Source organism: Polaribacter sp. Hel_I_88, from assembly GCF_000687935.1.
Classification (GTDB): domain Bacteria; phylum Bacteroidota; class Bacteroidia; order Flavobacteriales; family Flavobacteriaceae; genus Polaribacter.
Map to the genome: position 1 here is coordinate 3,076,768 of NZ_JHZZ01000001.1, position 24,625 is coordinate 3,101,392.

The following is a 24,625-nucleotide window of genomic DNA, read 5'->3' on the forward strand; positions in this document are numbered from 1 at the left end:
GCTTTTATTGATTTTTAACACTTTGTAAAATTTCATTAAAAGCATCCCAGATTTTTGGATTTTCTTGTAAATCAAAATTCATTTCTTCGCATTTTAATTTAAAAACTTCAGTTGGGTTTAATTCTTTGATCGATTTTGTTTCTTTCAATAACTCCTCAATTCCTTTTTGTTTTCTTTGCGTTTTTAAGGAGATTTTTAAAATTTCAAACGTATATTTTTCAGCTTCTTTTTTTAAATCGTCTGTATTTATGGTATGGTCTTCTTTTAAAACAATTTCTACCCAAGGGTTTAAACCAAAGGAATTAGAGGTAATGGTTGGAAACAAATTGATACATTCTTCAATAGTTCCAGAAAGTCGATAAAATTCTCTGAAATTAGGAACAATTATAGCATCAACAGCAATAATTTTATTATTTTCTGTCGATAAAACTATTATTTTTTTATCATAATTAATTTCGCTAAAACTTAAAATATTTGGAGAACCAGAATATTGAATCTTTTCATTTCCGCCAATTATTTGAGGTCTGTGTAAATGTCCTAAAGCAACATAATCAAAATAAGTAGGAAAATCTTTGGCTCCAATATGTCCTAAAGTTCCCACATAAATATTTTGTTCACTGTCAGAAACTGAACCTCCAGTGGCAAATAAATGGCCCATTGCAATTACAGGAGCAGTATTTATGTTGATTTTTTTACATTCTTCAGCTGCAGATTCATAATGATTTATAAGCGCAGTTTTGTATTTATCAGTTAAATCTTCAAAAGATTCTCCTGCAACTGCACGTCTAATATCTCCATCTCTTAAATAAGGAACAGCTGCAATAATGAGTTCTTCATTTTCAATATTTAGCTTGAATACTTCATCTTCAATATCTTCAGTGGCTTTACCAATAACTTTTATAGAAAGTGCGTTTAGAATATGCTTTGGTGCATTTAAAGTTCCTGGAGAATCGTGATTTCCACCAGTAATGATAATTGATTTGCAACACGTATTATTCAATTTTACCAAAAAACTATAATACATTTCCAAACTCTGATTGGATGGAGATCCTGAGTCAAAAATATCGCCAGAAATTAAAAGCACTTCAATTTTTTGAGTAATGATGTAATTTTCAATCCAATTTAAAAATAACATTTGTTCTTCAAATTGAGATTGATCATGCAACCTGTGTCCTAAATGCCAATCTGCTGTGTGAAGTATTTTCATAGCTTTTTATTATGCTTATGTTCAATTTCAAGTTTAGCGAAGTTATAGGTTTATGATAAGAAATTCAAGTTTAGAAATTTATTTTCATCAACAAAAAAAATCCCAAACCAAAAGGTTTAGGATTTTTAAATCTTATAAAATATTTTAAAGAAATAGTTACGCAATCATGGTAACAGGATTTTCAATAAATGTTTTTAAAGTTTGTAAAAATTGAGCACCAACAGCACCATCAACAGTTCTGTGATCGCAAGTTAATGTTAAATTCATTGTGTTTCCAACAACAATTTGTCCGTTTTTAACTACTGGTTTTTGCACAATAGCACCAACAGATAAAATCGCTGAATTAGGTTGGTTGATAATTGACGTAAAATTATCGATACCAAACATCCCTAAGTTAGACACCGTAAAAGTACTTCCTTGCATTTCTGCTGGAGAAATTTTCTTATGTCTTGCTTTTCCTGCTAAATCTCTAACAGTTGCACCAATTTGAGTTAAACTTAAATGATTTGTGTGTTTTACAACAGGCACTAGTAAACCATCATCTACAGCAACAGCAACACCTACATGAATATGAGAGTGATAAATTGTGTTATTATCTGTCCATGAAGTATTTACTTGTGGATGTTTTTGTAAAGCCATTGCACACGCTTTTACAACCATATCATTAAAAGATACTTTTGTATCTGGAATTGCATTGATAGTTGCTCTAGAAGCCATTGCATTGTCCATATCAACTTCAATATTTAAACTGAAATCTGGTGCAGAGAATTTAGAGTTTCCTAAAGATTTTGCAATTGCTTTACGCATTTGAGAATTCTTAACTTCTTCCGATTTTTCTTCTCCAGAAACTGAAAAAGTAGGAGTTGCAGCACTAGTTGCAGGAGCAGGAGTTTCAACTTTTACAGTAGCAGAAGGTGTGTAGTTTTCTACATCCTTTTTTATAATTCTACCATTTTCTCCAGAACCAGTTACATCTGCTAAATTAATTCCTTTGTCAGAAGCAATTTTCTTCGCTAATGGAGATGCAAATATGCGTCCACCAGAATTATTTGTAGTTGTATTTGCTGTTGAAGATGTTGATTCTTCTTTAGACTCTTTTTTATCTTCGGCTTTTGTTTCTTTTTTCTCTTGTTTTTTGTCAGAAGATGAATCTTTTGCTTCAGAAGAACTTGAAGTAGCTCCACCATTTTTAACAATTGCATCAACATTTGTTCCTTCAGGACCAATAATCGTTAATAAACTATCTACAGGTGCAGTTTCGCCTTCTTGCACACCAATGTAAAGAATTGTTCCTTCATAGAAACATTCAAATTCCATAGTTGCTTTATCAGTTTCAATTTCTGCTAAAATGTCTCCTTCTTCAACTTTATCACCAACTTTCTTTAACCAAGTAGCAACTGTACCATCAGTCATTGTATCACTTAAACGTGGCATAGAAATAACAGTAACTCCTTTTGGAATTTCAACCCCTTCAGAAGAAGAGTCTTCTTTTGATTCGTCTTTAGAAGTGTCATCTGAATTTTCTTTTTTATCAGAACTTTCTTCAGATTTGTCATCTTCTTTTTTATCAGCATCACCTTTTAAAAGATCAGAAATATCTTCTCCTTCTTCACCAATAATAGCTAATAATTTATCAACAGGAGAAGTTTCACCTTCTTGAATACCAATATGTAGTAAAACACCTTCATGAAAAGATTCAAATTCCATGGTTGCTTTATCTGTTTCAATTTCTGCTAAAATATCGCCTTCTTCAATTTTATCTCCAACACTTTTTAACCATTTTGCCACAACACCTTCTTCCATGGTGTCACTTAAACGCGGCATATTTACAACTGTAGCCATATTTTATTTTATAAAAGGATAATCTTCTTGTTCATAAACCATATCATACATCTGTTGAGTTTCAGGATATGGAGAATCTTCTGCGAACTTTTCGCATTCTTTTACTTTTGCCTTCACTTCTTTATCCATTGAAGCAATTTCTTCTTCATTAGCAAACCCTTTTTCTAAAATAACTTCTCTTATTTGAGTAATCGGGTCTATTTTTTTATATTCTTCAACTTCGTCTTTTGTTCTATAATGCTGTGCATCAGACATTGAGTGACCTCTATACCTGTATGTTTTCATTTCTAAGAAAGTTGGGCCATCTCCACGTCTTGCTCTTTCAATAGCTTCATCTACAGCTTCAGCAACTTTAATTGGATTCATAGCATCTACAGGTCCACAAGGCATTTCATATCCTAAACCAAGTTTCCAAATATCTGTATGGTTTGCAGTTCTAGCAACAGAAGTACCCATTGCATACCCATTATTTTCAACAATAAAAATTACAGGTAATTTCCATAACATTGCCATGTTAAAAGCTTCATGCAAAGAACCTTGTCTTGCAGCTCCATCACCAAAACAACATAAAGTTACAGCGTCATTACCTTTATACTTATCAGCAAAAGCTAAACCAGCACCTAAAGGAATTTGACCACCAACAATTCCATGACCTCCATAAAAACGAAATTCTTTTGAGAAAATATGCATAGAACCACCCATACCTTTTGAAGTACCTGTAGCTTTCCCATACAATTCTGCCATTACTTTTTTAGGATCTTCGCCCATACCAATTGGTTGTACATGGTTTCTGTATGCTGTAATCATTTTATCTTTCGATAAATCCATAGCATGTAAAGCGCCTGCTAAAATAGCTTCTTGTCCATTATACAAATGCAAAAAGCCTCTAACTTTTTGTTGAATGTAAACAGATGCTAATTTATCTTCGAACTTACGCCAAAAAAGCATGTCTTTGTACCAATCTAAATAGGTTTGTTTGGTGATTTCTTTCATTTAAATAATGTATTGATTTGTTTAATCGTTTAAACAGTTTCTAATTTAACAATACTACAAAAATAACTGTTTTAAGTAGAATAAAAAAACAAGGTTTTACGAATTTAGCGAAAACGATTGCGCTAGCTGTTTGTTATTTGTCTTTTGCAATAATTAATGTTGCTTTTGCACCTGTTGCTAAATTCCATTCATTCGATGAAATTAACATGCCAGCATCATTAAAAACTTTAAAAGCTGCAGTGTTTGGTCCAGAAGTACCTTGATTTAAGGCTTCAATAACAATTGTATTGATACCAACATTTAAAGGAATATTGAATTTCTGATAGTTTTGCTCTAAGGTTAAATTGTAAATAACTGGAACATCGTTTACATAAATAGTAACTCTATCACCATCTGGATATTGATAATCTCTACAAATAATATTTACACTTTTAGAATCTGATCTAAAAGTTCCTAAATCTTGGTCTATTTTTGGAATAATATATTGACCGTTAATTTTTTTAAACGATTTTAAAAAACGTTGTTCGTTTAGTTTTTCTTTGGTTAAAATCCCTTTGTTATTTAATTTATCTTCTTCTTGCTTCTTTTTTAATTTTGCATTTTCTTTATCAAAAGCTTCTTTAAAGCCATTTGTTCCGTCAATTTCTAAAGATTTTGGTTTGATGGCTTCTTTTGAGTTATTTAAAATAACTGCTTTTGTTTTACCACCTTCTTTAGATCCTTTATTGGAGTCTAATTGAGCGAAAATTGTTGCCGATAAAAATAGACAACTAATTGTAAAAAAGTATTTTAAATGTGATTTCATAAGAATATATTTATAGCAATTATAGTACAAATATAATGCCGATTTTATATCATGTGCTTTACAAACTGTTAAAAAATATTATTCTACAGGAAAATTAAAATAAGTATTTCTAAAAGGTTCGTTTTTTAACGTAAAATGCCACCATTCGTTTTCATAAGGTTTAAAGTTGTTTTCTAACATCATTTTGCGCAATAACATTCTATTTTCTTTTTGTTCTTTAGTTAAATTTGGATAAAAAGGATGAGATTGAACACCGAAAAAATCATAAGGACTTCCCATATCTAATTCTTTGCCAGTTTTTGTATTAACAATTGTTAAATCTACTGTACTTCCTCTCGTATGTCCAGATTTTGATGCAATATACCCTTGGTTGAATAATTCCGATTTTGGTACTTTTGGGTAATATTCTTGCTTCATTAACGTATCACTCAAAACTTTTGCCCATTTTACAAAATGATTTACGGCTTCTTGTGGTCTATACGCATCAAAAACTTTTAAACTCAACCCTTCTTTTAAAAGTTGTGCTTGTACTTTTTTAAGTTGATGTGCAGCTTGCGCTGTTATAATTACACAATCATTTTTATAACCATCAATTTTTTTACCAATAAAATTATTGTTGCTTAAATATCTTAATTCTTTTTGAATTGATGCATCTACATCACTCAAATAAACAAAACCATTAGGGATTTCTTGCGCAAAATTTAACGCGCTAAAAGCGAAAATAAATAAGTACAGTATTTTTTTCATAACCCAAAAATAATAAAAAAGAAGGGAAGTTTAATACGTGCTATATCTCGCATAAAAATATTGAAAAATTCCATAAGAAATAAAGCCCAAAGCCATAACTGCCATTAAAATATCTCCAAAAGACAAGCTATGCAAATAGCGAAACATTTCTTGAGTTCCTTTTATTTTATCAGGATTTTTGGTGGATGCTGCTTTGTAAATAAACCATGCGAAAATTAAAAAGGAAACACCTCTTGATGTTATTCCGAATTTGCCAGATTTTTTTAAAAAACTGAATGATTCTATATTTTCTGACTTTTTTATATTGTTTAAATAGTTTTTTTTATACACGATATAAAATTGATTTAAAGCAGAAAAAAATACAATAATAGCCATTGCATATAAAATATATTGGCCATTTTCTAATTTTAAAACATTGGATGCTATTGTTTCTTTTGAAACATCTTTACTTGCAATATTAAAAACTTTATAAAGAATAGAAACCCCAAAAGAACCATAAATAATTCCTCTTGTAAAAAAATCGATGCTTAAGAAATACTTTTTGTTGTTATCTTCTTTTTTTAAGACTTTATACGCTTTAAAAAACCGCCAAATTGCATAAGCTAATATTCCAAGACCAATAATAATTAAAAGTATTTTTCCAAAAATTTGATCTTCCAAAAATTTAATAACACCATTTTTATTGGCAACTTTTCCACCAAGATTTAAAGCAGCTAAAAAGGTTAAGATTCCTAAAAGAATGTATAGAAATCCTTTTGTATAAAAGCCTATAGTTCGTATTTTTTGTATCATTTTTAATAATATAAAACAAAATTAGTGTTAAAAGATGTTTGATTATAATACAATCAATTTAAATATGAATGTTTTTCAAATAAATGGCTAATTTTGCAACTTATGAATGAACTTACTTTAACAACTCCTGCGCTTTTATTTTCGGCAATTTCTTTGATTATGCTTGCTTATACAAATCGGTTTTTGGCATACGCTTCTGTTATAAGAAGTTTGCATGACAAGTATTTAAAAGAAAAAGACGATTCGCTCCTAAGACAAATTAAAAATTTAAAATTGCGTTTAAATTTGACAAAATGGATGCAAATATTCGGAATTACAAGTTTGTTATTCTGTGTATTAACAATGTTTTTGATTTTTATAGGCTCTACAGTAATTGCAGTGTACGCTTTTGGTTTAGGCTTAGTTTTGTTATTGATTTCTTTGGCATTGTTAATCAAAGAAATTCAAATTTCTACTCAAGCACTACAACATCACATTGCTGATATTGAAGAGTATTTAAAGAAAAAGTAAGTTTTATAAGATTATTCTCAATATAGGCACTTTCAGAAGTAGTTTAATTTTTTGAAAATTATTTTAAAAAAGTGATAGAAAATTATAATTTTCTATCACTTTTTTAATTTATATACCTTTTTTATGTTTCGCAGTAACCTTATTGCATAGTTATCCTGTGTTTTTAATTTTTATTTTAAAAATTTAGGCTACTTTTTGTAAAATTTGATTTTGCATTCTTCTGCCAATTTCAAGGCAATTTGCAGTATGAATACCAAAGAATATCCAAAGTATTTCTGTTGGTTTGGTTTTCGCTTTTATCTTTTTTAGATGATAATGTTCCTTTTCTTTACCAAAACCCCCCTCTAATCTAGAAGCTCTTTCTTTGGTAATCATTTTTTTGAGCTTTTTTTGCTCTTTATGATGCTTTGAAGGTCTTCCTTTAGGTTTGAAGTCTGTTTGTATATGGTTTGAAGTTGCAAAAACTCTGTTCTTATTCGTTGCATAAATAGCATCTGCACCAAGTATTTTAATTTTCCTATTGGTTAATCCTTGTGCCTTATAAACTGTATTTTTAAATTGTGTCCCTTCATTAAAGTTATCAAAACTTATTTTCTGTATAAAGTTAATTCCATCAATTTGAAGTTTGTTTACTTTTGCCCCAAATTCTACTTTTTTTATCTCTTTTCCTCTCACTATTGGACGTAAGTAATCTTTGCTTATGCTTACGATTCTATTCTTTGGTTTTTCTCCTTTCTCAAACAGTAAATACTGTTGTGAGAATATTTTTTTTACTGTATTTAGTGTTTTATAAAAACGATTTGGCATTGTAAAATAATGTTGTTTTTCAAGAGTTTTAATCTCCGCTAATAATTTGCGTAATAGTTTTAAAAAAGCTCTTGTTATGGAGGTTCTTTTCTTTGTTGTTTTTCTTCGCATTTTACTATAACCAACATATCTTTTTGACCATTTCAAGTATTTGGTTCTAGGAAGTTTTACACCTAAAGATTTACAAATTATCTTCATTTGTTTATAGCACCAGTCAACAGATTCTTTCAATAGTTTTTGATCTGTTGGATAGCGAACTTCACTCTCATAACAAGTGGCATCTGTTGTTGCTTTTTCTTGTTCATCAATATATTTACTCCAATAATTAAATAGTATTTTTTCTGTTGAACTAATGTTTAAATCAGCAGCTAATTCGCAACGTATTTGACTCACTATTTTATAGTTTTCAAGGGTATCAAATCCTAAATAAATACCACAAAAAAACTGATAATTATAATTGGAATTCAACTGCTCAATCAAACGCTTATCAGAACAACAAGCATAATGTTTTAAAAACATTAAACCTAATTTTCCTTGAGGGCTAAAAATACAGTCTGGTCCTTTGATAGCTTCTGTAATTTTAAATGATTTGACTAAATTTTTCCAAGGAATTGCACTGTAAATTTTACCTAAATCAGACATTAAAAAACGTGCTTTGAATTTTTCTAATTCCTCTGTAGAGGATAAAAAAGAAAAAGAGTACTGGAAGTCAGAAATTCTTCGTATTTTCATATTTGTAAAAAAGAAAAACCCCGTTTTTTAGGCTTTTTGCCTATTTACGGGGTTTGGTTTATCTAAAATACAACTTATTTAACTGATAAACAAGTGTTTATTTAATTCTGAAAGTGCCAATATAAAATTTCTGAAAAAGAAATGTCACTGGAACTGACAGGTTTCTCTAGATACCTTTTCTTAATACTTCTATTTCATCTTCAAAAGAGGATGATTCAAACCATTCACTTCATTTTTAATTACTTCAAACTTTTCGATGTTTGCAAAAAGTTTTGATAAACTTTTAAAACCATAACTTCTAGGATCAAAACTAGGATCTATTTTACGGATGTTTAAACCCAAAGTAGAGATGTGTGCTTTTTCTTCTTCATCCGTAGAAATATCAAAAGCTTTCATGACTGTTTTCCAATCGTCTTTTGAAAGTCTTAAATTTGGCGTAGCTTCCTTTGCTTTTTTAGTGGTTGGTTTTTTAGTAGTTTTTGATGTAGAAGTTGTTTTTTCTTCAGTTTCCTCATTTTCTTCAGATTCTTCTTTTAAGTTTTCTGTAAACGTAAAAACTTCGCAAGATTTTACAAAAGCAGTTGGCGTTTTTTTCTCTCCAATTCCCATAACAAACAAACCTTCTTCTCGAATTCTTTTAGCAAGACCAGTATAATCACTATCACTAGAAACAATACAAAAACCTTCTGTATTTTTACCATGCAAAATATCCATGGCATCAATAATTAAAGCGCCATCTGTTGAGTTTTTACCAGTTGTGTAAGAAAATTTCTGAATGGGAGTAATAGAATGTTGGTTTATAATCGCTTTCCAACTATTCATTTGTTGCGATGTCCAATCGCCATAAATTCTTCTAATAGTTGCTTTTCCGTATTTAGAAACTTCATCAATAATTTCTTTAATGAGTTTTGGTTGAGCATTATCACCATCTATTAATACTGAAATATTGAATTTGTTTTCCATTTGATTATAAAGTTTTGAGTGTTTTTTTATGTTGATTAAATGAGAATGATAGTTTTTTTTATGACCTAATTCCTGAAATTTTAAATGTGTTATTAAAAAGGAAAGTTAGCAAATTAAAACGACATATAATATTTGAGTTCGTATGTATAGTGAAGTGAAAATCAAATTTTTTTAGTTTCTGAATTTAGTCAACTAAAACTTGATGTATGGCTCCTTCCATTTGTATTTCTGCCATATCTAACAACATTTTATGTTCTTTTGGTTTTAAAATAGAAAGTTCTGTACAAGATAAAATTACTGGGTTTTCTTCAGAATATTTATAAATTATTGAATGGTATTTTTTTATCAAATCATCAGTTTCAATTTCATCGTAAATTTGTTTTCGTACTTCATCAATAAAAACCATATCTTCTTCATTAGGTAAAATTACTTCAATATTATTTGCTTTAAATTGATTTTTAATATAATCGGATTTCATACTAAATAGCGAACCAAATAGCACTACTTTTTTCCATTTGTTCTCTTTAATTTTTTTAATACTTAGATGAACAGGATGAATAATGTTTTGAGAAATAGTCAATCGATCAATGGTTTTGTGAAGCGTAATATTTGGTACTAGTAAAGAATCAACTTTTAAACTATTTATTTGATTTGTGTATTGAGAAACTGCATTATCTAACTTTTCTGAAACATAAGGTAACAGTGAATTTATGGTATTAAAATCTGCATTTAAAAGTAAAAACGGACACGTACTAAAACCGCCTTTTTCTCTATTGTAAATCTTGTTTAGGTTCTTTAAATAAAAGGAAGTTGTTCTACTACCAAGTCCTAATATTGCAAGTTTATTTTTTATCATATTAGTTTCTATTTAAAACATAATCAGCAAAATAAGCTTTGCTATCCAAAATTTTAGTTTTTAAACTAAAATCGGTCTTTGAAATAATTTTTTTTATCAAATCATCATTATATTTTCTTGAAATTTCAGTGTGAATTTTTTCTCCTTTTTTAAAGTGATATTTTTTACCAATGGCTTTAATTTCTACTGATTGATCTGCTGTACTCATTATAAAGCTCTTTGCAATGCCTTCTTCCTCATTATATTCTGGGTGATGTTTAAATTGGTTGATATTAAAATTAGCTTCTAATTCCTTGTTAATTCTATCAAGTAAGTTCATGTTGAATTTTGCAGTAATTCCTTGACTATCATTATAAGCTGGCCCCACAATTTCTTCCGATTTTATCAAGTCTACACCTAACAATAACTTATCTCCTGAATTAAGATTATCACCTAAATTGTAAATAAATTTTGAGGCTAATTCATCATTCATATTTCCTATATTGGAGCCTAAAAACAAAATTATTTTAGGATTTTTACTCGTTTTTAAGGTGTCTAAAACTTTAAAATAATCTCCTTGTAGTGTTTTTATGGATAATTTGGGAATTTCACTTTTTAAATTTTCTTTTAAAAGTGATAAAGCATTCGAAGAAATATCGATAGGGAAATAGTCAAAATTGTAGTTTTCATTAACTAAAACTTTTAGTAATTCCTTGGTTTTTAAGCCATCACCAGCTCCTAATTCAATTAACTCAAAATAAGAATCTTTTTGAATATCAAACGAATTGATTAACTCGTGGGTTTTGTTTTTAAAAATATCAAACTCACATCTTGTTAAATAATATTCAGGTGAATTCATGATCTTAACAAAAAGTGCGTCTCCTATTTTATCATAAAAATATTTTGAGGGTAATTTTTTAGGTGTTGAATCTAAACCTTGCTGAACTTCTTTCTTAAATATATTGTTCATATTATTTTACTAATCTTAAACCTGTAAATTGCCACCTATCAGAAGTGTGAAAAAAGTTACGATACGTGTTTCTACTATGATTTTTAGAAGTTGCTACAGAAGCACCTCTTAAAACCATTTTATTGCTCATAAATTTGCCATTATATTCGCCAACAGCGCCATTTTCTTTTTCGAATCTTGGATATGCCAAATAAGCACTGTTTGTCCATTCCCAACGTTTTCCCCAATCTAAATTGTTGGAAGCAATTTCCCATTCAAATTCGGTTGGCAAACGCATTCCTTTCCATTCTGCAAAAGCACTAGCTTCATAATAATTAATGTGACAAAGTATTGCATTTTCATCTACTTTTTGCATTCCTGCAAGCGTGTAATAATGCCATTTGTTATTCATTTTATGCCAATATAAAGGCGAATTAATTTGTTCATTATTTACCCAACTCCAACCTTCATCTAACCAAAGATTAAAATCTGAATAGCCACCAGCATTCATAAACTCTATATATTCTCCATTAGTTATGAAGTAATTATTTATTTCAAAATCATCAACATAAACTTTATGAACTCCTAATTCATTATCGTAACAAAAATCGGTTCCTTGATAGCCAATATCATAAACTCCAGCTTTTATTTTTATACATTTTGAGTCTGTATTGCTGTCTTTTACTAGATTATAAGCTGCATCTAAACTTGGAAAAATAGGGTTGTGTCCCAGCATATATTTCACATCTGTAATTAATAATTCTTGATGTTGTTGCTCATGATTTAAACCAAGTGTAATTAAATCTGTCACTTTTTTATCAGAAATATCCTTTAAATATTCCTGCATTTTAGCATCTACGTATTTTCTATAATCTAAAATCTTACTAGTACTGGGTCTTGACATATTACCTCTGTTGTTTTGTAAAATTCTTTCACCAACAGTATTATAATAGCTATTAAAAAGATAGTTGAAGTTTTTATCGAACTCGTGGTAATTTTTTGCATGATTTTTTAAAATAAAAGTTTCAAAAAACCAAGTTGTATGTGCCAAATGCCATTTTGCAGGACTTGCAAAATCAACCACCTGAACTGCATAATCTTCTATTTCTAAAAGACTGCAAAACTCAATAGTTTTTTGTCTTATTAGCTGATATTTATGTAATAAGCTCATTTATTTTTTGTTTAAAATGCTCTTTATTTATAGAGCTTGATTTTTTTGTGTTGTTTAAAACAAATAATTAGACTAATATAATAATTAAAGATTTAAAAGTTAAAATTCTTATTGAATGCGTTACAATTAAATCTGAATCAGCAAATATTAAAAGTTATGTTTAAAAATACTTTTATTAAAATGGAAGCACTTATAAAATGAAAACATGTAAGTCCCTCTTAAATACTTAAGAGTTAAATTTTACTATTATGTTTCAGAAAATTATTTTTTTTAAGTTTTACACAAAAAAAAAGTAAGCCTCGTTTTTAAAATAAAAACGACGACTTACCAAGTAAACTAATAAAACCAAGTATTAGTAAGAATATGAGAAGTTAGCTTTCTCATAAATTTTTATTCTTTGCTATCTTTATGATCGAAACTTAAAACGCGTTTTAATTTCCATTTATTGTTATCTAAAATCCAAAGATGTGTAAATTGTGCAGTGCCTGTTTTGCGAATTTTTATTATTTTCTTTAACGTAAAAATCGTGTTTGCCATTTTGAATTGCACCATAAACTTTTCCATTGTTTTTAAGTTGATGCACTTCTAAAGAGTTTTCAACTAACTTTCTTGTAAAAGTTCCAGGGTTTGTACAAATGTTGTTTTTAACAGCATTTATAAACTCTTCTCTATTTTGAACACCAACAATATCATGATAAAACTCAATATCTTCAGCGATAATCAGTTCTAATTTATCAACCTCACAATTGTTAAAAGCTCTATCAAAAATAATACTGTCATTCGCTTTTAATACTTTATAAATTTCAGAATTTTTATCAACTTGTGCAGTGCTTATCAAACTAAAAAGAAATACACTTATAGCAATTACTAATTTGTAAAAAGCAGATTCTTTAAAGGATGCTAAAAGTGAATTCATAATTAATTGTTTTTAAGATCTGTTAAAAGTAAGATGAGTTAAAGAAATCTTGAGGCTTTTATAAAACCTCAAGAAATCTAATTTTGGTTGATTGATCTAATTAATTCTATTTTTATTTAGCAGAAATACTTCCACCAGAAGTTGATGTCTTTTTTACCTTTTTTGGGTTTCCTTTAAAATCGATATCTCCACCACTTGTAGCAACTGCATCTATATTTTCTGAAGCATAAATGTTAATATCTGCACCACTTGTAACCTTAACAGTCGCATTTTTACTCTCTAAGTCATATCCGTTAATAGAAGCACCACTTGTTGCAGTAGCTGTGTGATTGTTTGCAATTCCTGAAATTTTAATCCCAGCACCACTTGTAGCTGCAGTGCTTACAGAATCAGCATCTAAAGAAAGTCTAATATCTGCACCACTTGTAGCAATAACAGCCATCATTTCTGTTTTTATCATTTCTTCAGCATACACATCTGCACCACTTGTAGCAGTAATTGCGTCTAAATTTGTTACAGTAACATGAATCTTTTTAGCTTCTGCTCTCCAGATATTCTTTTCCGAATAAATTTTTAAAACACCTTCGTTAATTTCTGTAAAAATAATATCGTGCAGATTTTCATCAGCTTCTACAATAATTTCATTTTTAGAACCTTGAGTTATGTACAAATCTAAACCTGTGCTAATGGTTATTTTTGTAAAATCTGCTTTAGCACTTCTGTTTTCTGTAATTACATTTTTATTTCCGTTAACGCTATTAAACATATTTGCGTTACAAGAACTTAAAATTGTTGCTAAAAATAGTACTGAAAAAAATGTTTTGATTGATGTTTTCATAATGGTTGTTTTTGTATTATACTTCAAAGTTCTTTAAATAGACGTTTAAAAAGAAAGTTTGGTTGCCCAACTGTTGTTTTTTTGTACTGAATTGTATAAAAACAACTTAGTCTTCTTTTTCAGGTTCAGTTTCTTGTTTAATTTCAATGACTTTTTCATCATCTTTAACTTCACAATCTGTGCATGTTAAGTTTTTAGATGTCATTTTAAAGTGATGATCTACCATTTCTTTATCATAAATATCCTCTTCATTATCAATGTTTGATAAAAAGTATTTTGTGGTTACATCAAAATAAACAAATACATTTTCTGGTATGTAAAAGATTAGGTTTACTTCTTCATCTTTCCAGATATTTTTAAAATCAGATAAAAAGTAAGCATCTAAAATAATAGTATTATCTACAATTTTAAATTTGTATCTAATTTTTTCTGAATTTAAACTTGCGCTACTTTTACTTTTTCCTTTTGATTCTTTTTGAACAATTAAGTAACTTTCATCAGAAGAACTTTTTCTAACATCAACTCTTATATTATTCGTATACACCATTTTTTCGCCATCAATTTCTACTTCTTCTTTTCGAGAACTTCTTCTTAAAGTGGGTTTGAAATAAATAGTATCATCATTTACCATTTTAATTTGTAAAGTATCATTGGCAATAAGGTTCAAAGAATTTTTTGTTGATGATTGCCCATAATTTGCATGCGATGTTCCAAAATCTAATCCCGTAAAAATTAGTGCTAAAAGAGAAACAATCCAAATACCTAATAATGATAATGATGCAGGTTTGCTTAACTTTTGTACGTTGCTAGATAAAATTCTTAATCCTAAAATAAATAAGATTAAAAACGGAATTCCAATTAAAAATAGTCCTGCTAAAGTAAGCAGCCAAACAGGTAATTTAGCTTCGTAAAAGAAAGGTGGATACTCCAAACCATCTACATTTAACCACTCTAAACTTCCGATAGAAAACCCTCCAATAATTAGAGATAAAATAACAGCAGCAGAAACAAAAATTATAATGATACCAATAAACTTGCCAATTACTTTAAAAATAGCGAGTATAATTTTACCAATTGTATCTACAAAATCGCTTGCTCCGTTATTTTTTTTTGTCTTTGCTGAAAACGTTTTATTCATTTTATCAGAAAATTCATTTGCACCATCTTTTATTTTTTCGGATGCTTTGTTGGCAAATACAGTAACGTTTTCTGACATATTATTAAACTCTTCACGAATCTTTTTTTCGATGTTATCGATGTTTACAGGTTCGCCTTCCATTTGTAATTTTTCTGCGGTTGTTTTTGCTTCTGGCAACAAAATCCAAAGTATAATGTAGGCTAAAGGAGAAAAACCAGAGGCAAATAAAACTATAAATAAAATACGTATCCAAATAACATCAATATTAAAATAATGCCCAATACCAGAACAAACACCACCCAAAAATTTGTCATCTCCATCTCTAAATAATTTTCTGCTAGAAGCTGTATTTCTTTGATAAGAATAACTAGCATCGCTATAAGCCTCTTCAGCATCTGCATAATCTTCTGGTTGCCCCATTATCTTAATAATATCATCAATATCACCTTCGTTAACAACCTGTCTTACATCCGTTATTTTTTCTGATAAAAGCTCGCTAATTCGTGCTTCAATATCTGCAATAATTTCATTTTTTCCTTGAGGATCGTCGCTCAAAGATCTAGAAATAGATTCTAAATATCTTCTTAATTTCTGATAGGCAACTTCATCTATATGAAAGAAAAATCCGCCTAAATTTATGTTGATAGTCTTATTCATTGGTAGTTGGTTTTTTGCTAGTTACTTGACTTACTGAGTTGATTAAATTGTTCCATGTTTTGTTTAATTCCTTTAAAAACATGCCTCCATTTTCTGTTAAAACATAATATTTTCTTGGAGGTCCAGAAGTGGATTCTTCCCATCTATAGGTAAGCAAACCTGCATTTTTGAGTCGTGTTAAAAGTGGATAAATGGTTCCTTCAACCACAATCATTTCAGCTTCTTTTAGTGTTTCGAGTATTTCAGAAGTGTAAGCATCTCCATTTTTTAAGATGGATAAAATACAGAATTCCAAAACACCTTTACGCATTTGTGCTTTTGTGTTTTCAATCTTCATATATATAATGTGTTAAGAAGCCCATCCTAACCTTCCCATTTCGTCTAAGCTCAATGCAGGCGAAAGGAAGGAACTGTTGTGTGAGCATTTTATTCGTTAAAATCATATTTTAATTTTTACGCTGAACTTGTTTCAGCTTTTTTCTGTTTTCAATCATTTTCCTCCTTTTGGAGGGATTAAGGGAGGCCTTTCCGTTTTCAATCTGTTCCCCTCTTTTGGAGGGGCTAGGGGAGGCTTATTTCACAAACTTTATCGTAAACGGATATTTATAATTTTCGCCATCTTTTGCTTTTATAGAGGCTATAATTACTAATACAATTCCTAAAATGTAAATAATTCCTGCAATAGAGCCAAAACCCAAAAATCCAAAAATGTTATCAAAACCAAAATCGAAATTTATATCTAAGTTGTTCCAATTTAAGTGATTTCTGTTTCTGTTAAACAAAGAACCAAAAGCAAAAGGAATAAATAATATTGTTAAAAGAAATACATATAGCGTATAACTAATATTAAAATTTACAGCTTCTTTGCCTTGTTCATCTAAAAAAGTACTTCTATCTTTTAAGGTTTGCCAAGCAATTAAAGGCGTAATAATATTGCCAAATGGAAACATAAAACCTGCAAATGCAGAAATATGAATTAAAAATGCGTTGGTATTTTCGTTATTATTTTTCATTTTTTAAGTTTGATATAATACTTGCTTATGCAAATATATGTTCTTAAAAAGGTATTGTGCAATACATAGTACTATAATTAACATTTTTTTAACATATTCAAAAATGAATAAAAAGCTTTAAAACTATTGTTATTACTGACTTTAATTAAAATTTAGCTATCTTTGAAAGCAGATTAATAAAATAAATAAAAATAAATTAACAATCTGTTTTTAATAAAAACTTTAAAAAAATCAATCTAAAAAATGAAACTTACACCTGCAAAAGTCAATTTTTTCAATTTTATAAAACTTCCTTTGGCATATTTTGGAGGTGTAAGAGTAAAATCGATTACAGAAAAGGAAGCGATTGTAACTATAAAACATAAATGGATGAATCAAAATCCGTTTAAAAGTATGTTTTGGGCTGCACAAGGAATGGCTGCAGAAATGCCTACAGGAATCTTAGTAATGCAAGCTATTGAAAATTCTAAACGTAAAGTTTCCATGCTAGTAACACATCAAGAGGCAGACTTTTTTAAAAAAGCTACAGGTAAAATTACATTTTCTTGTACTGGAGGAAATGAAATAAGAGAAGCCATTCAGAAATCGATAGAAACAGGAGAAGGACAAAAGATTGTTTTAACATCCGAAGGTAAAAACAAAGATGGAGTAGTGGTTTCTAACTTTAGTTTTCATTGGAGTTTGAGAGTAAAACCTCTTTAATTCCCTATTTCGACTTTGCTCAATACAAGCTCTAGGGAAAACTGATGTTGTAAAAATGTTACTAAAAAAAATAAAAATCCTTAAAACTTAGATAATTTGAGAGCAGTTCGTATTCAAAAAAATCTATTTTTTCTTTCGATGAATTTCAGGTTTTTTCTCTTTATAATCACAATCTTGAAAAATTCCACAAGAAACACTTTTACGAGCTAAAGATTTAGTGGTTTCAAATTGTTTGTAAAAAGCTTCTAATTCTGGAGATAAATATTTCATAATTTTTTTTCAAAAATAGTTTAAATTTTAAAATTCTGATATCAATATAATCTTAAGAAATTATTAAATTTAAGGATTATTTTGTCCATTTATGTAACAAAACAATATCTTAATCATCTTATAAATATAACTAAAATACTAAAACTATGTTTCAAGATAAGCTACCAAACAATTCCCCAAAAAGAAATATCACTATGAATGCTCACGAAATTGATTATAAGATTTTCGGAGAAGAAATGCAATTTGTAGAAATTGAATTAGATCCTCAAGAAGGAGTTGTTGCAGAAGCTGGTACTTTTATGATGATGGATGACCACATTAAAATGAATACCATTTTTGGTGATGGATCTAATCAAGAAAAAGGTATTTTAGGTAAAATATTTTCTGCTGGAAAACGAATTTTAACGGGTGAAAGTTTATTTATGACCGTTTTTACAAACGATGGAATTGGCAAAAAGCAAATCTCTTTTGCATCACCTTATCCAGGAAAAATAATTCCCATTGATTTAGCCGAATTTGGAGGAAAATTTATCTGTCAAAAAGATGCTTTTTTATGTGCTGCAAAAGGAGTTTCAATCGGAATTGAATTCTCTAAAAAGTTAGGAAGAGGGTTATTTGGTGGCGAAGGTTTTATCATGCAAAAAATCGAAGGTGATGGTTTAGGCTTTATTCATGCAGGAGGAACTATGGCTAAAAAAGTCTTAAAACCTGGTGAAGTTTTAAAAGTTGATACAGGTTGTATTGTCGGTTTTACAAAAGAGGTAGATTATGATATTGAGTTTGTTGGTGGTATAAAAAATACTGTTTTTGGTGGCGAAGGTTTATTTTTTGCAACTTTACGTGGTCCAGGAACTGTCTATATTCAATCTTTACCTTTTAGCAGATTAGCAGGTAGAGTGTTGGCAATGGCTCCACAAACAGGCAATGGAAGTAGAGGAGAAGGCTCTGTTTTAGGTGGCATTGGTAATTTATTAGATGGTGATAATAGATTTTAAACCACATGACTTTTAATAAAAAAACCTAAACTTTTAGAAAAGTTTAGGTTTTTTATATTTAAGAACTAGAAGGAAATTAATTTTCCATAGAATGATACACAGAATTTACATCATCATCTTCTTCTAATTTTTCTAATAATTTTTCAACATCAGCTTTTTGTTCATCATTTAATTTTACAGTTGATGTCGGAATTCTTTCAAATCCAGAAGATAAAATTTCTATATTATTTTCTTCAAAATAAGATTGTAAAGAACCAAATTGCTCAAAAGGAGCATAAATTATAATTCCATCTTCATCATCAAAAACCTCTTCCACATCAAAATCAATTAATTCTAATTCTAATTCCTCTAAATCTGTAGTAATATCTTCTTTCTTTAAAGTGAAATTACAAACGTGATCAAACATAAAAACAACAGAACCAGAAGTTCCTAAATTTCCATCATTTTTATTAAAAGCGGCTCTAATATTAGCAACAGTTCTGTTATTATTATCGGTTGCAGTTTCTAAAAGAATGGCAATTCCATGAGGAGCATAGCCTTCAAAAAGTACTTCTTTATAATCTGCTGTATCTTTGTCAGTTGCTTTTTTTATGGCTCTTTCAACATTGTCTTTTGGCATATTTGCTGCCTTAGCATTCTGCATAACAGCTCTTAAACGCGAGTTTGCTTCAGGATTTGGACCACCTTCTTTTATAGCCATCACAATATCTTTACCAATTCTAGTAAAGGTTTTTGCCATTGCTGACCAACGCTTCATTTTACGTCCTTTTCTTAATTCGAATGCTCTACCCATTTCTGTTGTTTGTTTTTTAAATGCTTACAAATGTAAAAATAAGTAAGTTGGTTTACAATTATTTTATTAGGGACTTTTTGTTTAAAATAATGTCACAAATTCACGAATTAGAAAGAAATAATTGATAATAATTAAGACCTAGTTTTGTCTTTTCGACGATAGGAGAAATCACATAATCTTGCTCAACTTTATGCTCTAACTCTTTTAAGACTTCTCCAAAAAGTCCTTTAGATTAGCAAAGTATAATTATTGCATTTAATTCATATATTTAGAACACTAAAGAATTGTTACTTTTTTAATGAAAAAGAATGGAGTGAACTTGTCAAAAGTCCAGATTAATAAGATCTATACTTCGTATTAGTCTCCATTCTTTTATTACCGATTACAAAGGACCAAATAGAATTTCAGCTTCGCCCTTTTAAAGGTTTTAGTCAACGTAATCATCTTTTACTAACACAAAACAAAATTATGAAAATTAAACAAACTATTGGTATTGACATTAGCAAATTAACTTTTGATGTCCGTATTCACAGTAACCAGTGTTATCAATCATTTGAAAACAACTCAAAAGGATTTAAAGCACTTGTAAAATGGGTCGAAAAAAACAACCCAATTTCTAAAGAGCAAACTTTATTTGTTTTAGAACATACAGGTATTTATTCTGAAGAAATCTCATTATTTTTTGATATAAATAACTTTTATTTTGCACTAATTCCAGGTTTAGAAATAAAGAAATCCCTTGGTATTTCTAGAGGAAAAGATGATAAAGTAGATGCCACAAAAATAGCACTTTATGGGTATCGATTAAGAGATGAAATTAAACCTTATAAACTTCCATCAAAAAATATTCATCAACTAAAACGCTTATTAACATTAAGAGAAAGGCTAGTAAAACAAAATGCTGGTTATAAAGCAACACTTAAAGAACAAAAAAGAATTTATACTAGAAAAGAGAATCAACTTCTTATAGAAACCCAAGAGAAAATGATAAAATATTTTACCAAACAAATTAAGAATATTGAGGCTGAAATGAACGTAATAATTAAGGCTAATGAACAACTTAAAAAACAATATAAACTAATTGTGAGTATCAAAGGAGTGGGTAGTCAGACAGCTTTATTTATGATTGTAACAACAAACGGATTTACAAAGTTTGCTTCTTGGAGAAAGTTTGCTTCTTATTGTGGAATTGCACCTTTCCCTAATACCTCTGGAACAAGTATTAGAGGAAGAACTAAAGTGAGTAATCTTGCTAACAAAAAAATAAAAAGCCTCTTTGATATGTGTGCAAAATCAGCAATACAAAATAACCCAGAAATGAAAATATTTTACCATAGAAGACTCGAACAAGGAAAAAATAAAATGAGCACAATTAACATCATAAGAAATAAACTATTATCACGAATTTTTGCTACTATAAAAAGACAAACTCCTTATGTAGATGTATTAAAATATGCTGCGTAAATAAATCAAAATATATTTGGTAAAGTCATAGAATACGAAGTGAAAGGTTTTTGAGATTTTTAATTTTTCACACAATCTACTTTTTAATTCTTGAATTCGTGGCATTTTCATCAAACAAACTCGTAATAATTATTTTAAAAGTTCATAAGATTGTTTTGCAATCTCAATCTCTTCATTAGTTGGAATGACTAAAATTTTTACTTTTGATGATTTACTTTGAATTTCTCTAATTTCTTTAGAGCGAATATTATTTTTTTTGTCATCTAAATTGATACCTAAAAAATCTAAATTTTCACAAGCTAATTTTCTCATGATAGCTGAGTTTTCTCCAATTCCTGCAGTAAAAATTATGGCATCTAATCCGTTTAAAATGGCAACATATGAACCTATATATTTTTTAATTCTATAAGCAGCTAAATCTAAAGCATTTTGGCAGTTTTCATTTCCTTCAGCCGCTTTTTCAGAAATTTCTCGTAAATCAGAAAAACCAGTTAAACCCTGCATCCCAGATTCTTTGTTTAATAAGTTGGAAACTTCATCAGCAGATTTGTTTAATTTTTTCATCAGAAAGAAAATAACAGATTGGTCTATATCTCCTGAACGAGTTCCCATAATCAATCCATTCATAGGGCCAAAACCTAAAGAATTTTCGATACTTTTTCCATCTTTTATGGCAGACATAGAGCAGCCATTTCCTAAATGAATTGTAATAATTTTTGATGATTTTTCTTTTCCTAAATATTCAATAGTTTTTTCTGAAACATATTTATGACTTGTGCCATGAAATCCATATGCCCTTATTTTATAATCATTTAAATACGAATTATCAATGGCATATTGATACGCTTCTTTTGGCATTGTTTGGTGAAAAGCAGTATCAAAAATAGCAATTTGTTTTGCAGTTGTAAAAATGGTTTCTGCAATTTCAATTCCTTTTAAATTTGCAGGATTGTGCAAAGGTGCTAAATCAAATAAATCACGAATACTATTTTTTACTTCAGCTGTAATTACAACAGTTTTGCTAAATTTATTTCCTCCATGAACCACTCTATGCCCAACAGCTTCAATTTCATCAACATTAGTTATAACACCAATTTTTGCATCTAACAATGTTTTTGCAATCTTTTGTAAACCTATTTCATGGTTTAAAATAGATAGATTTTCAGAGTGTTTTTTACCATTTTTTTCATGTGTAAAAATGGCATCATCAAAACCAATTCTTTCAACCAAACCTACACATTCTACAGTTTGAGATGGCATTTCTATCACTTGATATTTTAAAGAAGATGATCCCGCATTTAAAACTAAAATATTCATACTTATGCTTGATTTGCTTGAATAGCTGTTAATAAAACTGTGTTGAAAATATCATCGACTGTACAACCTCTACTTAAATCGTTTACAGGTTTGTTTAATCCTTGTAACATTGGGCCAATTGCCAAAGCTCCAGTTTCTCTCTGAATAGCTTTATAGGTATTATTTCCAGTATTTAAATCAGGAAAAATCAACACAGATGCTTGCCCAGCAACCATAGATTCTGGCATTTTTGTTTTTGCAACAGACATGTCAACAGCTGCATCATATTGAATGGGGCCTTCAATTAATAAATCTGGATTCAATTTTTTAGCAATTTCTGTCGCTTTTCTTACCTTCTCAACTTCTTCTCCTTTTCCAGAACTTCCTGAAGAATAAGACAACATTGCCACTTTTGCTTTAATACCAAATGCTTCTGCAGACGCTGCTGATGAAAGTGCAATTTCTGCTAATTGTTCTGCATTCGGATTAGGATTTACAGCACAATCACCCATTACAGAAACTCTGTCTGACAAACACATAAAAAATACTGATGAAACTACAGAAACACCTGGTTTTGTTTTGATAATTTGCAAAGCTGGTTTTATAGTGTGCATAGTTGTGTGAATTGCGCCAGAAACCATACCATCTGCTAAACCATTTAAAATCATTAAAGTACCATAGTAAGAAACATCTCTTGTTAAATCTTGAGCTGTGGTTTCTGTTAAACCTTTGTGTTTTCTTGCTTCGTATAAAGTTTTTGCAAAATTGTTATTATGAATAGAATCTTCTGGATTTAATATATTTATTTTATCTAAATTTATTTGTAAACCAATTTGATTACATTTTAATTGAATTTCCTTTTTATTACCTAACAGCGTTAAATCTACAATATCTAATAATTGCAAACGTGCAGCTGCCTCAATAATTCTTGGATCATTACCTTCTGGTAAAACAATATGTTTTCTGCTTGCTCTTGCTTTTTGCAATAAATTATATTGAAACATGCTTGGTGTTAATTTATCAGAATTAAAACTTGATAAAATACTTGTTAAGCCTTTTTCATTTACATGTTTATCAAAAGTATCTAGAGCTAACACAATTTTTTTTGTATTGCTAGCATAAATTTTTGGTTTAACAGAACCAATTTGATTCGAAACACCAAAAGTGCCACCTTTTACAGAAATAATAGGAATGGTAGATTGTACGCCTTCAATCAGTTTAAGAATCGAATCTTCAGGGATTAAACCTCCTGTTAAAATAATCCCTGCAATTTTTGGATAATTGCTAGAAGCATTTGCCTGTAAAGCTCCTAAAATAATATCAGCTCTGTCTCCAGGAGTAATTACCAACGCATTTTTTTTAATTCGAGTAATGTAATTTCGCAATTGCATGGCACCTGTGCTATAGCTGCCAATAGAATTATTTAAAAATTGCTCACCAAATAAAATTTCTCCTTGTAATGCATCAACAACTTCTTTTACAGTAGGAAATGCTAAATAGTTTACTTTTGGAATTACATCAATTTGTACTGATTTAGGAATTGATTTATGCAATTGTTCTCTAATATAATCAATTTCATCAACTTCAGTTTTGTTCGCAATTACACCAATAACATCTACTTCTTTTTGCACAAAAGAATTGTAGGTAATTTGCATTGTGTTGATAAAATCTTTTTTCTTTTTCCCATTTCCAGCACCTACAATTAATACAGGAACTCCTAAATTTTTAGCAATCATAAGGTTTACATCAACCTCTGTGAAACCTCCATCACCAGAAAAATCTGTTCCTTCAATTAGCACATAATCGTAAATTGATTCTAGGTTTTTGTATTTTTTAATGATGTTATGAATTACTTCATCAGTTTTGCCTTCGCTAATTAATTCTACAACTTCATTTTGTTCGTACACAAAACAATCTTTGTAATCAATATCTAAATTAAAATAATTAATTGCGGTGTTTGTGTGGTTGTCGAATTCGTTGTTTTCTCCTTTGTTGATAATAGGTCTAAAATACCCAACTTTAGAAGATTGATTTAACATCATTCTTAAAATACCAAGGGAAATTAGTGATTTACCACTATTCGCTTCAATCGTGGTTATATATATGGATTTACTCATTTTTTGTAATTTCTTGCAAAAATAAGGCATAAAAAAATGACTAATTGTGATATTAGTCATTTAATTAAGGTTA

At 29.3% G+C, this 24,625-nt stretch carries 24 protein-coding genes; 4 read left to right on the forward strand and 20 right to left on the reverse strand.

Features of this window, described 5'->3' with window-relative positions:
* Nucleotides 1–4: 4 nt before the first annotated feature.
* The 6 genes from P161_RS0113625 to P161_RS0113650 all read right to left on the reverse strand — a co-directional run bounded on the left by P161_RS0113625 (nt 5) and on the right by P161_RS0113650 (nt 6,386).
* A complete protein-coding gene (locus P161_RS0113625; RefSeq protein ID WP_026777490.1) occupies nt 5–1,207 on the reverse strand; it encodes an exonuclease SbcCD subunit D C-terminal domain-containing protein in 1,203 nt (400 codons plus the stop codon).
* Nucleotides 1,208–1,363: 156 nt separating this feature from the next.
* Nucleotides 1,364–3,049 carry a pyruvate dehydrogenase complex dihydrolipoamide acetyltransferase gene (locus tag P161_RS0113630; RefSeq protein ID WP_026777491.1) on the reverse strand — a complete coding sequence of 562 codons (1,686 nt, stop codon included), beginning with the start codon at nt 3,047–3,049 and terminating at the stop codon, nt 1,364–1,366.
* 3 nt (nt 3,050–3,052) lie between these two features.
* On the reverse strand, nt 3,053–4,042 hold the full coding sequence (pdhA, locus tag P161_RS0113635; RefSeq protein ID WP_026777492.1) for a pyruvate dehydrogenase (acetyl-transferring) E1 component subunit alpha: 990 nt from the start codon (nt 4,040–4,042) through the stop codon (nt 3,053–3,055).
* Between the two features lie 133 nt (nt 4,043–4,175).
* A complete protein-coding gene (locus P161_RS0113640; RefSeq protein WP_051605759.1) occupies nt 4,176–4,847 on the reverse strand; it encodes a hypothetical protein in 672 nt (223 codons plus the stop codon).
* Nucleotides 4,848–4,925: 78 nt separating this feature from the next.
* Nucleotides 4,926–5,594: a M15 family metallopeptidase gene (locus P161_RS0113645; RefSeq protein WP_026777494.1), complete on the reverse strand. Its 669-nt coding sequence runs from the start codon at nt 5,592–5,594 to the stop codon at nt 4,926–4,928.
* 30 nt (nt 5,595–5,624) lie between these two features.
* Nucleotides 5,625–6,386: a DUF1206 domain-containing protein gene (locus P161_RS0113650; RefSeq protein ID WP_026777495.1), complete on the reverse strand. Its 762-nt coding sequence runs from the start codon at nt 6,384–6,386 to the stop codon at nt 5,625–5,627.
* Between the two features lie 102 nt (nt 6,387–6,488).
* Here P161_RS0113650 and P161_RS0113655 point away from each other — a divergent pair, with 102 nt between their 5' ends.
* Nucleotides 6,489–6,896: a DUF2721 domain-containing protein gene (locus P161_RS0113655; protein ID WP_026777496.1), complete on the forward strand. Its 408-nt coding sequence runs from the start codon at nt 6,489–6,491 to the stop codon at nt 6,894–6,896.
* A gap of 183 nt (nt 6,897–7,079) precedes the next feature.
* Here the strand turns inward: P161_RS0113655 and P161_RS19950 are convergent, their stop codons facing one another.
* From P161_RS19950 to P161_RS0113705, 10 genes are all read right to left on the reverse strand, one after another.
* The gene (locus tag P161_RS19950) at nt 7,080–8,435 is read right to left on the reverse strand and encodes a transposase (protein ID WP_026775079.1); all 1,356 of its coding nucleotides are present in this window, start codon (nt 8,433–8,435) and stop codon (nt 7,080–7,082) included.
* Between the two features lie 189 nt (nt 8,436–8,624).
* On the reverse strand, nt 8,625–9,398 hold the full coding sequence (locus P161_RS0113665) for an NYN domain-containing protein (protein WP_026777497.1): 774 nt from the start codon (nt 9,396–9,398) through the stop codon (nt 8,625–8,627).
* Between the two features lie 184 nt (nt 9,399–9,582).
* Entirely contained in the window at nt 9,583–10,254 is a 672-nt protein-coding gene (locus P161_RS0113670) for an aspartate/glutamate racemase family protein (RefSeq protein ID WP_026777498.1), read from the reverse strand.
* Between the two features lies 1 nt (nt 10,255).
* Nucleotides 10,256–11,203: an L-histidine N(alpha)-methyltransferase gene (locus tag P161_RS0113675; RefSeq protein WP_026777499.1), complete on the reverse strand. Its 948-nt coding sequence runs from the start codon at nt 11,201–11,203 to the stop codon at nt 10,256–10,258.
* Nucleotide 11,204: 1 nt separating this feature from the next.
* Nucleotides 11,205–12,353, reverse strand: coding sequence for an ergothioneine biosynthesis protein EgtB (gene egtB / locus P161_RS0113680; protein ID WP_026777500.1), 1,149 nt, complete (start codon nt 12,351–12,353; stop codon nt 11,205–11,207).
* Nucleotides 12,354–12,801: 448 nt separating this feature from the next.
* A complete protein-coding gene (locus tag P161_RS18655) occupies nt 12,802–13,269 on the reverse strand; it encodes a DUF4440 domain-containing protein (protein WP_051605760.1) in 468 nt (155 codons plus the stop codon).
* Nucleotides 13,270–13,381: 112 nt separating this feature from the next.
* Nucleotides 13,382–14,107, reverse strand: a complete 726-nt coding sequence (locus P161_RS0113690) for a head GIN domain-containing protein (protein WP_026777501.1) — start codon at nt 14,105–14,107, stop codon at nt 13,382–13,384.
* 106 nt (nt 14,108–14,213) lie between these two features.
* Entirely contained in the window at nt 14,214–15,902 is a 1,689-nt protein-coding gene (locus P161_RS0113695; protein ID WP_026777502.1) for a PspC domain-containing protein, read from the reverse strand.
* The gene (locus tag P161_RS0113700) at nt 15,895–16,239 is read right to left on the reverse strand and encodes a PadR family transcriptional regulator (protein ID WP_026777503.1); all 345 of its coding nucleotides are present in this window, start codon (nt 16,237–16,239) and stop codon (nt 15,895–15,897) included. The genes P161_RS0113695 and P161_RS0113700 overlap by 8 nt, the downstream gene beginning before the upstream one ends.
* A 235-nt stretch (nt 16,240–16,474) precedes the next feature.
* Entirely contained in the window at nt 16,475–16,915 is a 441-nt protein-coding gene (locus P161_RS0113705) for a DUF4870 domain-containing protein (protein WP_026777504.1), read from the reverse strand.
* A gap of 243 nt (nt 16,916–17,158) precedes the next feature.
* Here P161_RS0113705 and P161_RS0113710 point away from each other — a divergent pair, with 243 nt between their 5' ends.
* Nucleotides 17,159–17,617 carry a DUF4442 domain-containing protein gene (locus tag P161_RS0113710; RefSeq protein WP_026777505.1) on the forward strand — a complete coding sequence of 153 codons (459 nt, stop codon included), beginning with the start codon at nt 17,159–17,161 and terminating at the stop codon, nt 17,615–17,617.
* A 123-nt stretch (nt 17,618–17,740) separates the two neighbouring features.
* On the opposite strand, the gene P161_RS19800 is transcribed toward P161_RS0113710, so the two are convergent.
* Entirely contained in the window at nt 17,741–17,887 is a 147-nt protein-coding gene (locus P161_RS19800; protein WP_197026357.1) for a hypothetical protein, read from the reverse strand.
* 194 nt (nt 17,888–18,081) lie between these two features.
* On the opposite strand from P161_RS19800, the gene P161_RS0113720 reads away from it, so the two are divergent.
* On the forward strand, nt 18,082–18,882 hold the full coding sequence (locus P161_RS0113720; protein WP_026777506.1) for a TIGR00266 family protein: 801 nt from the start codon (nt 18,082–18,084) through the stop codon (nt 18,880–18,882).
* 76 nt (nt 18,883–18,958) lie between these two features.
* Here P161_RS0113720 and P161_RS0113725 read toward each other — a convergent pair whose 3' ends face one another.
* On the reverse strand, nt 18,959–19,675 hold the full coding sequence (locus tag P161_RS0113725; RefSeq protein ID WP_026777507.1) for a YebC/PmpR family DNA-binding transcriptional regulator: 717 nt from the start codon (nt 19,673–19,675) through the stop codon (nt 18,959–18,961).
* 468 nt (nt 19,676–20,143) lie between these two features.
* Here P161_RS0113725 and P161_RS0113730 point away from each other — a divergent pair, with 468 nt between their 5' ends.
* Nucleotides 20,144–21,139, forward strand: coding sequence for an IS110 family transposase (locus P161_RS0113730; RefSeq protein ID WP_026775323.1), 996 nt, complete (start codon nt 20,144–20,146; stop codon nt 21,137–21,139).
* Between the two features lie 129 nt (nt 21,140–21,268).
* Here the strand turns inward: P161_RS0113730 and P161_RS0113735 are convergent, their stop codons facing one another.
* Together P161_RS0113735 and pta are read right to left on the reverse strand one after the other, a co-directional pair.
* A complete protein-coding gene (locus P161_RS0113735; protein WP_026777508.1) occupies nt 21,269–22,456 on the reverse strand; it encodes an acetate/propionate family kinase in 1,188 nt (395 codons plus the stop codon).
* A 2-nt stretch (nt 22,457–22,458) separates the two neighbouring features.
* A complete protein-coding gene (gene pta, locus P161_RS0113740) occupies nt 22,459–24,552 on the reverse strand; it encodes a phosphate acetyltransferase (RefSeq protein WP_026777509.1) in 2,094 nt (697 codons plus the stop codon).
* Between the last annotated feature and the right edge of the window lie 73 nt (nt 24,553–24,625).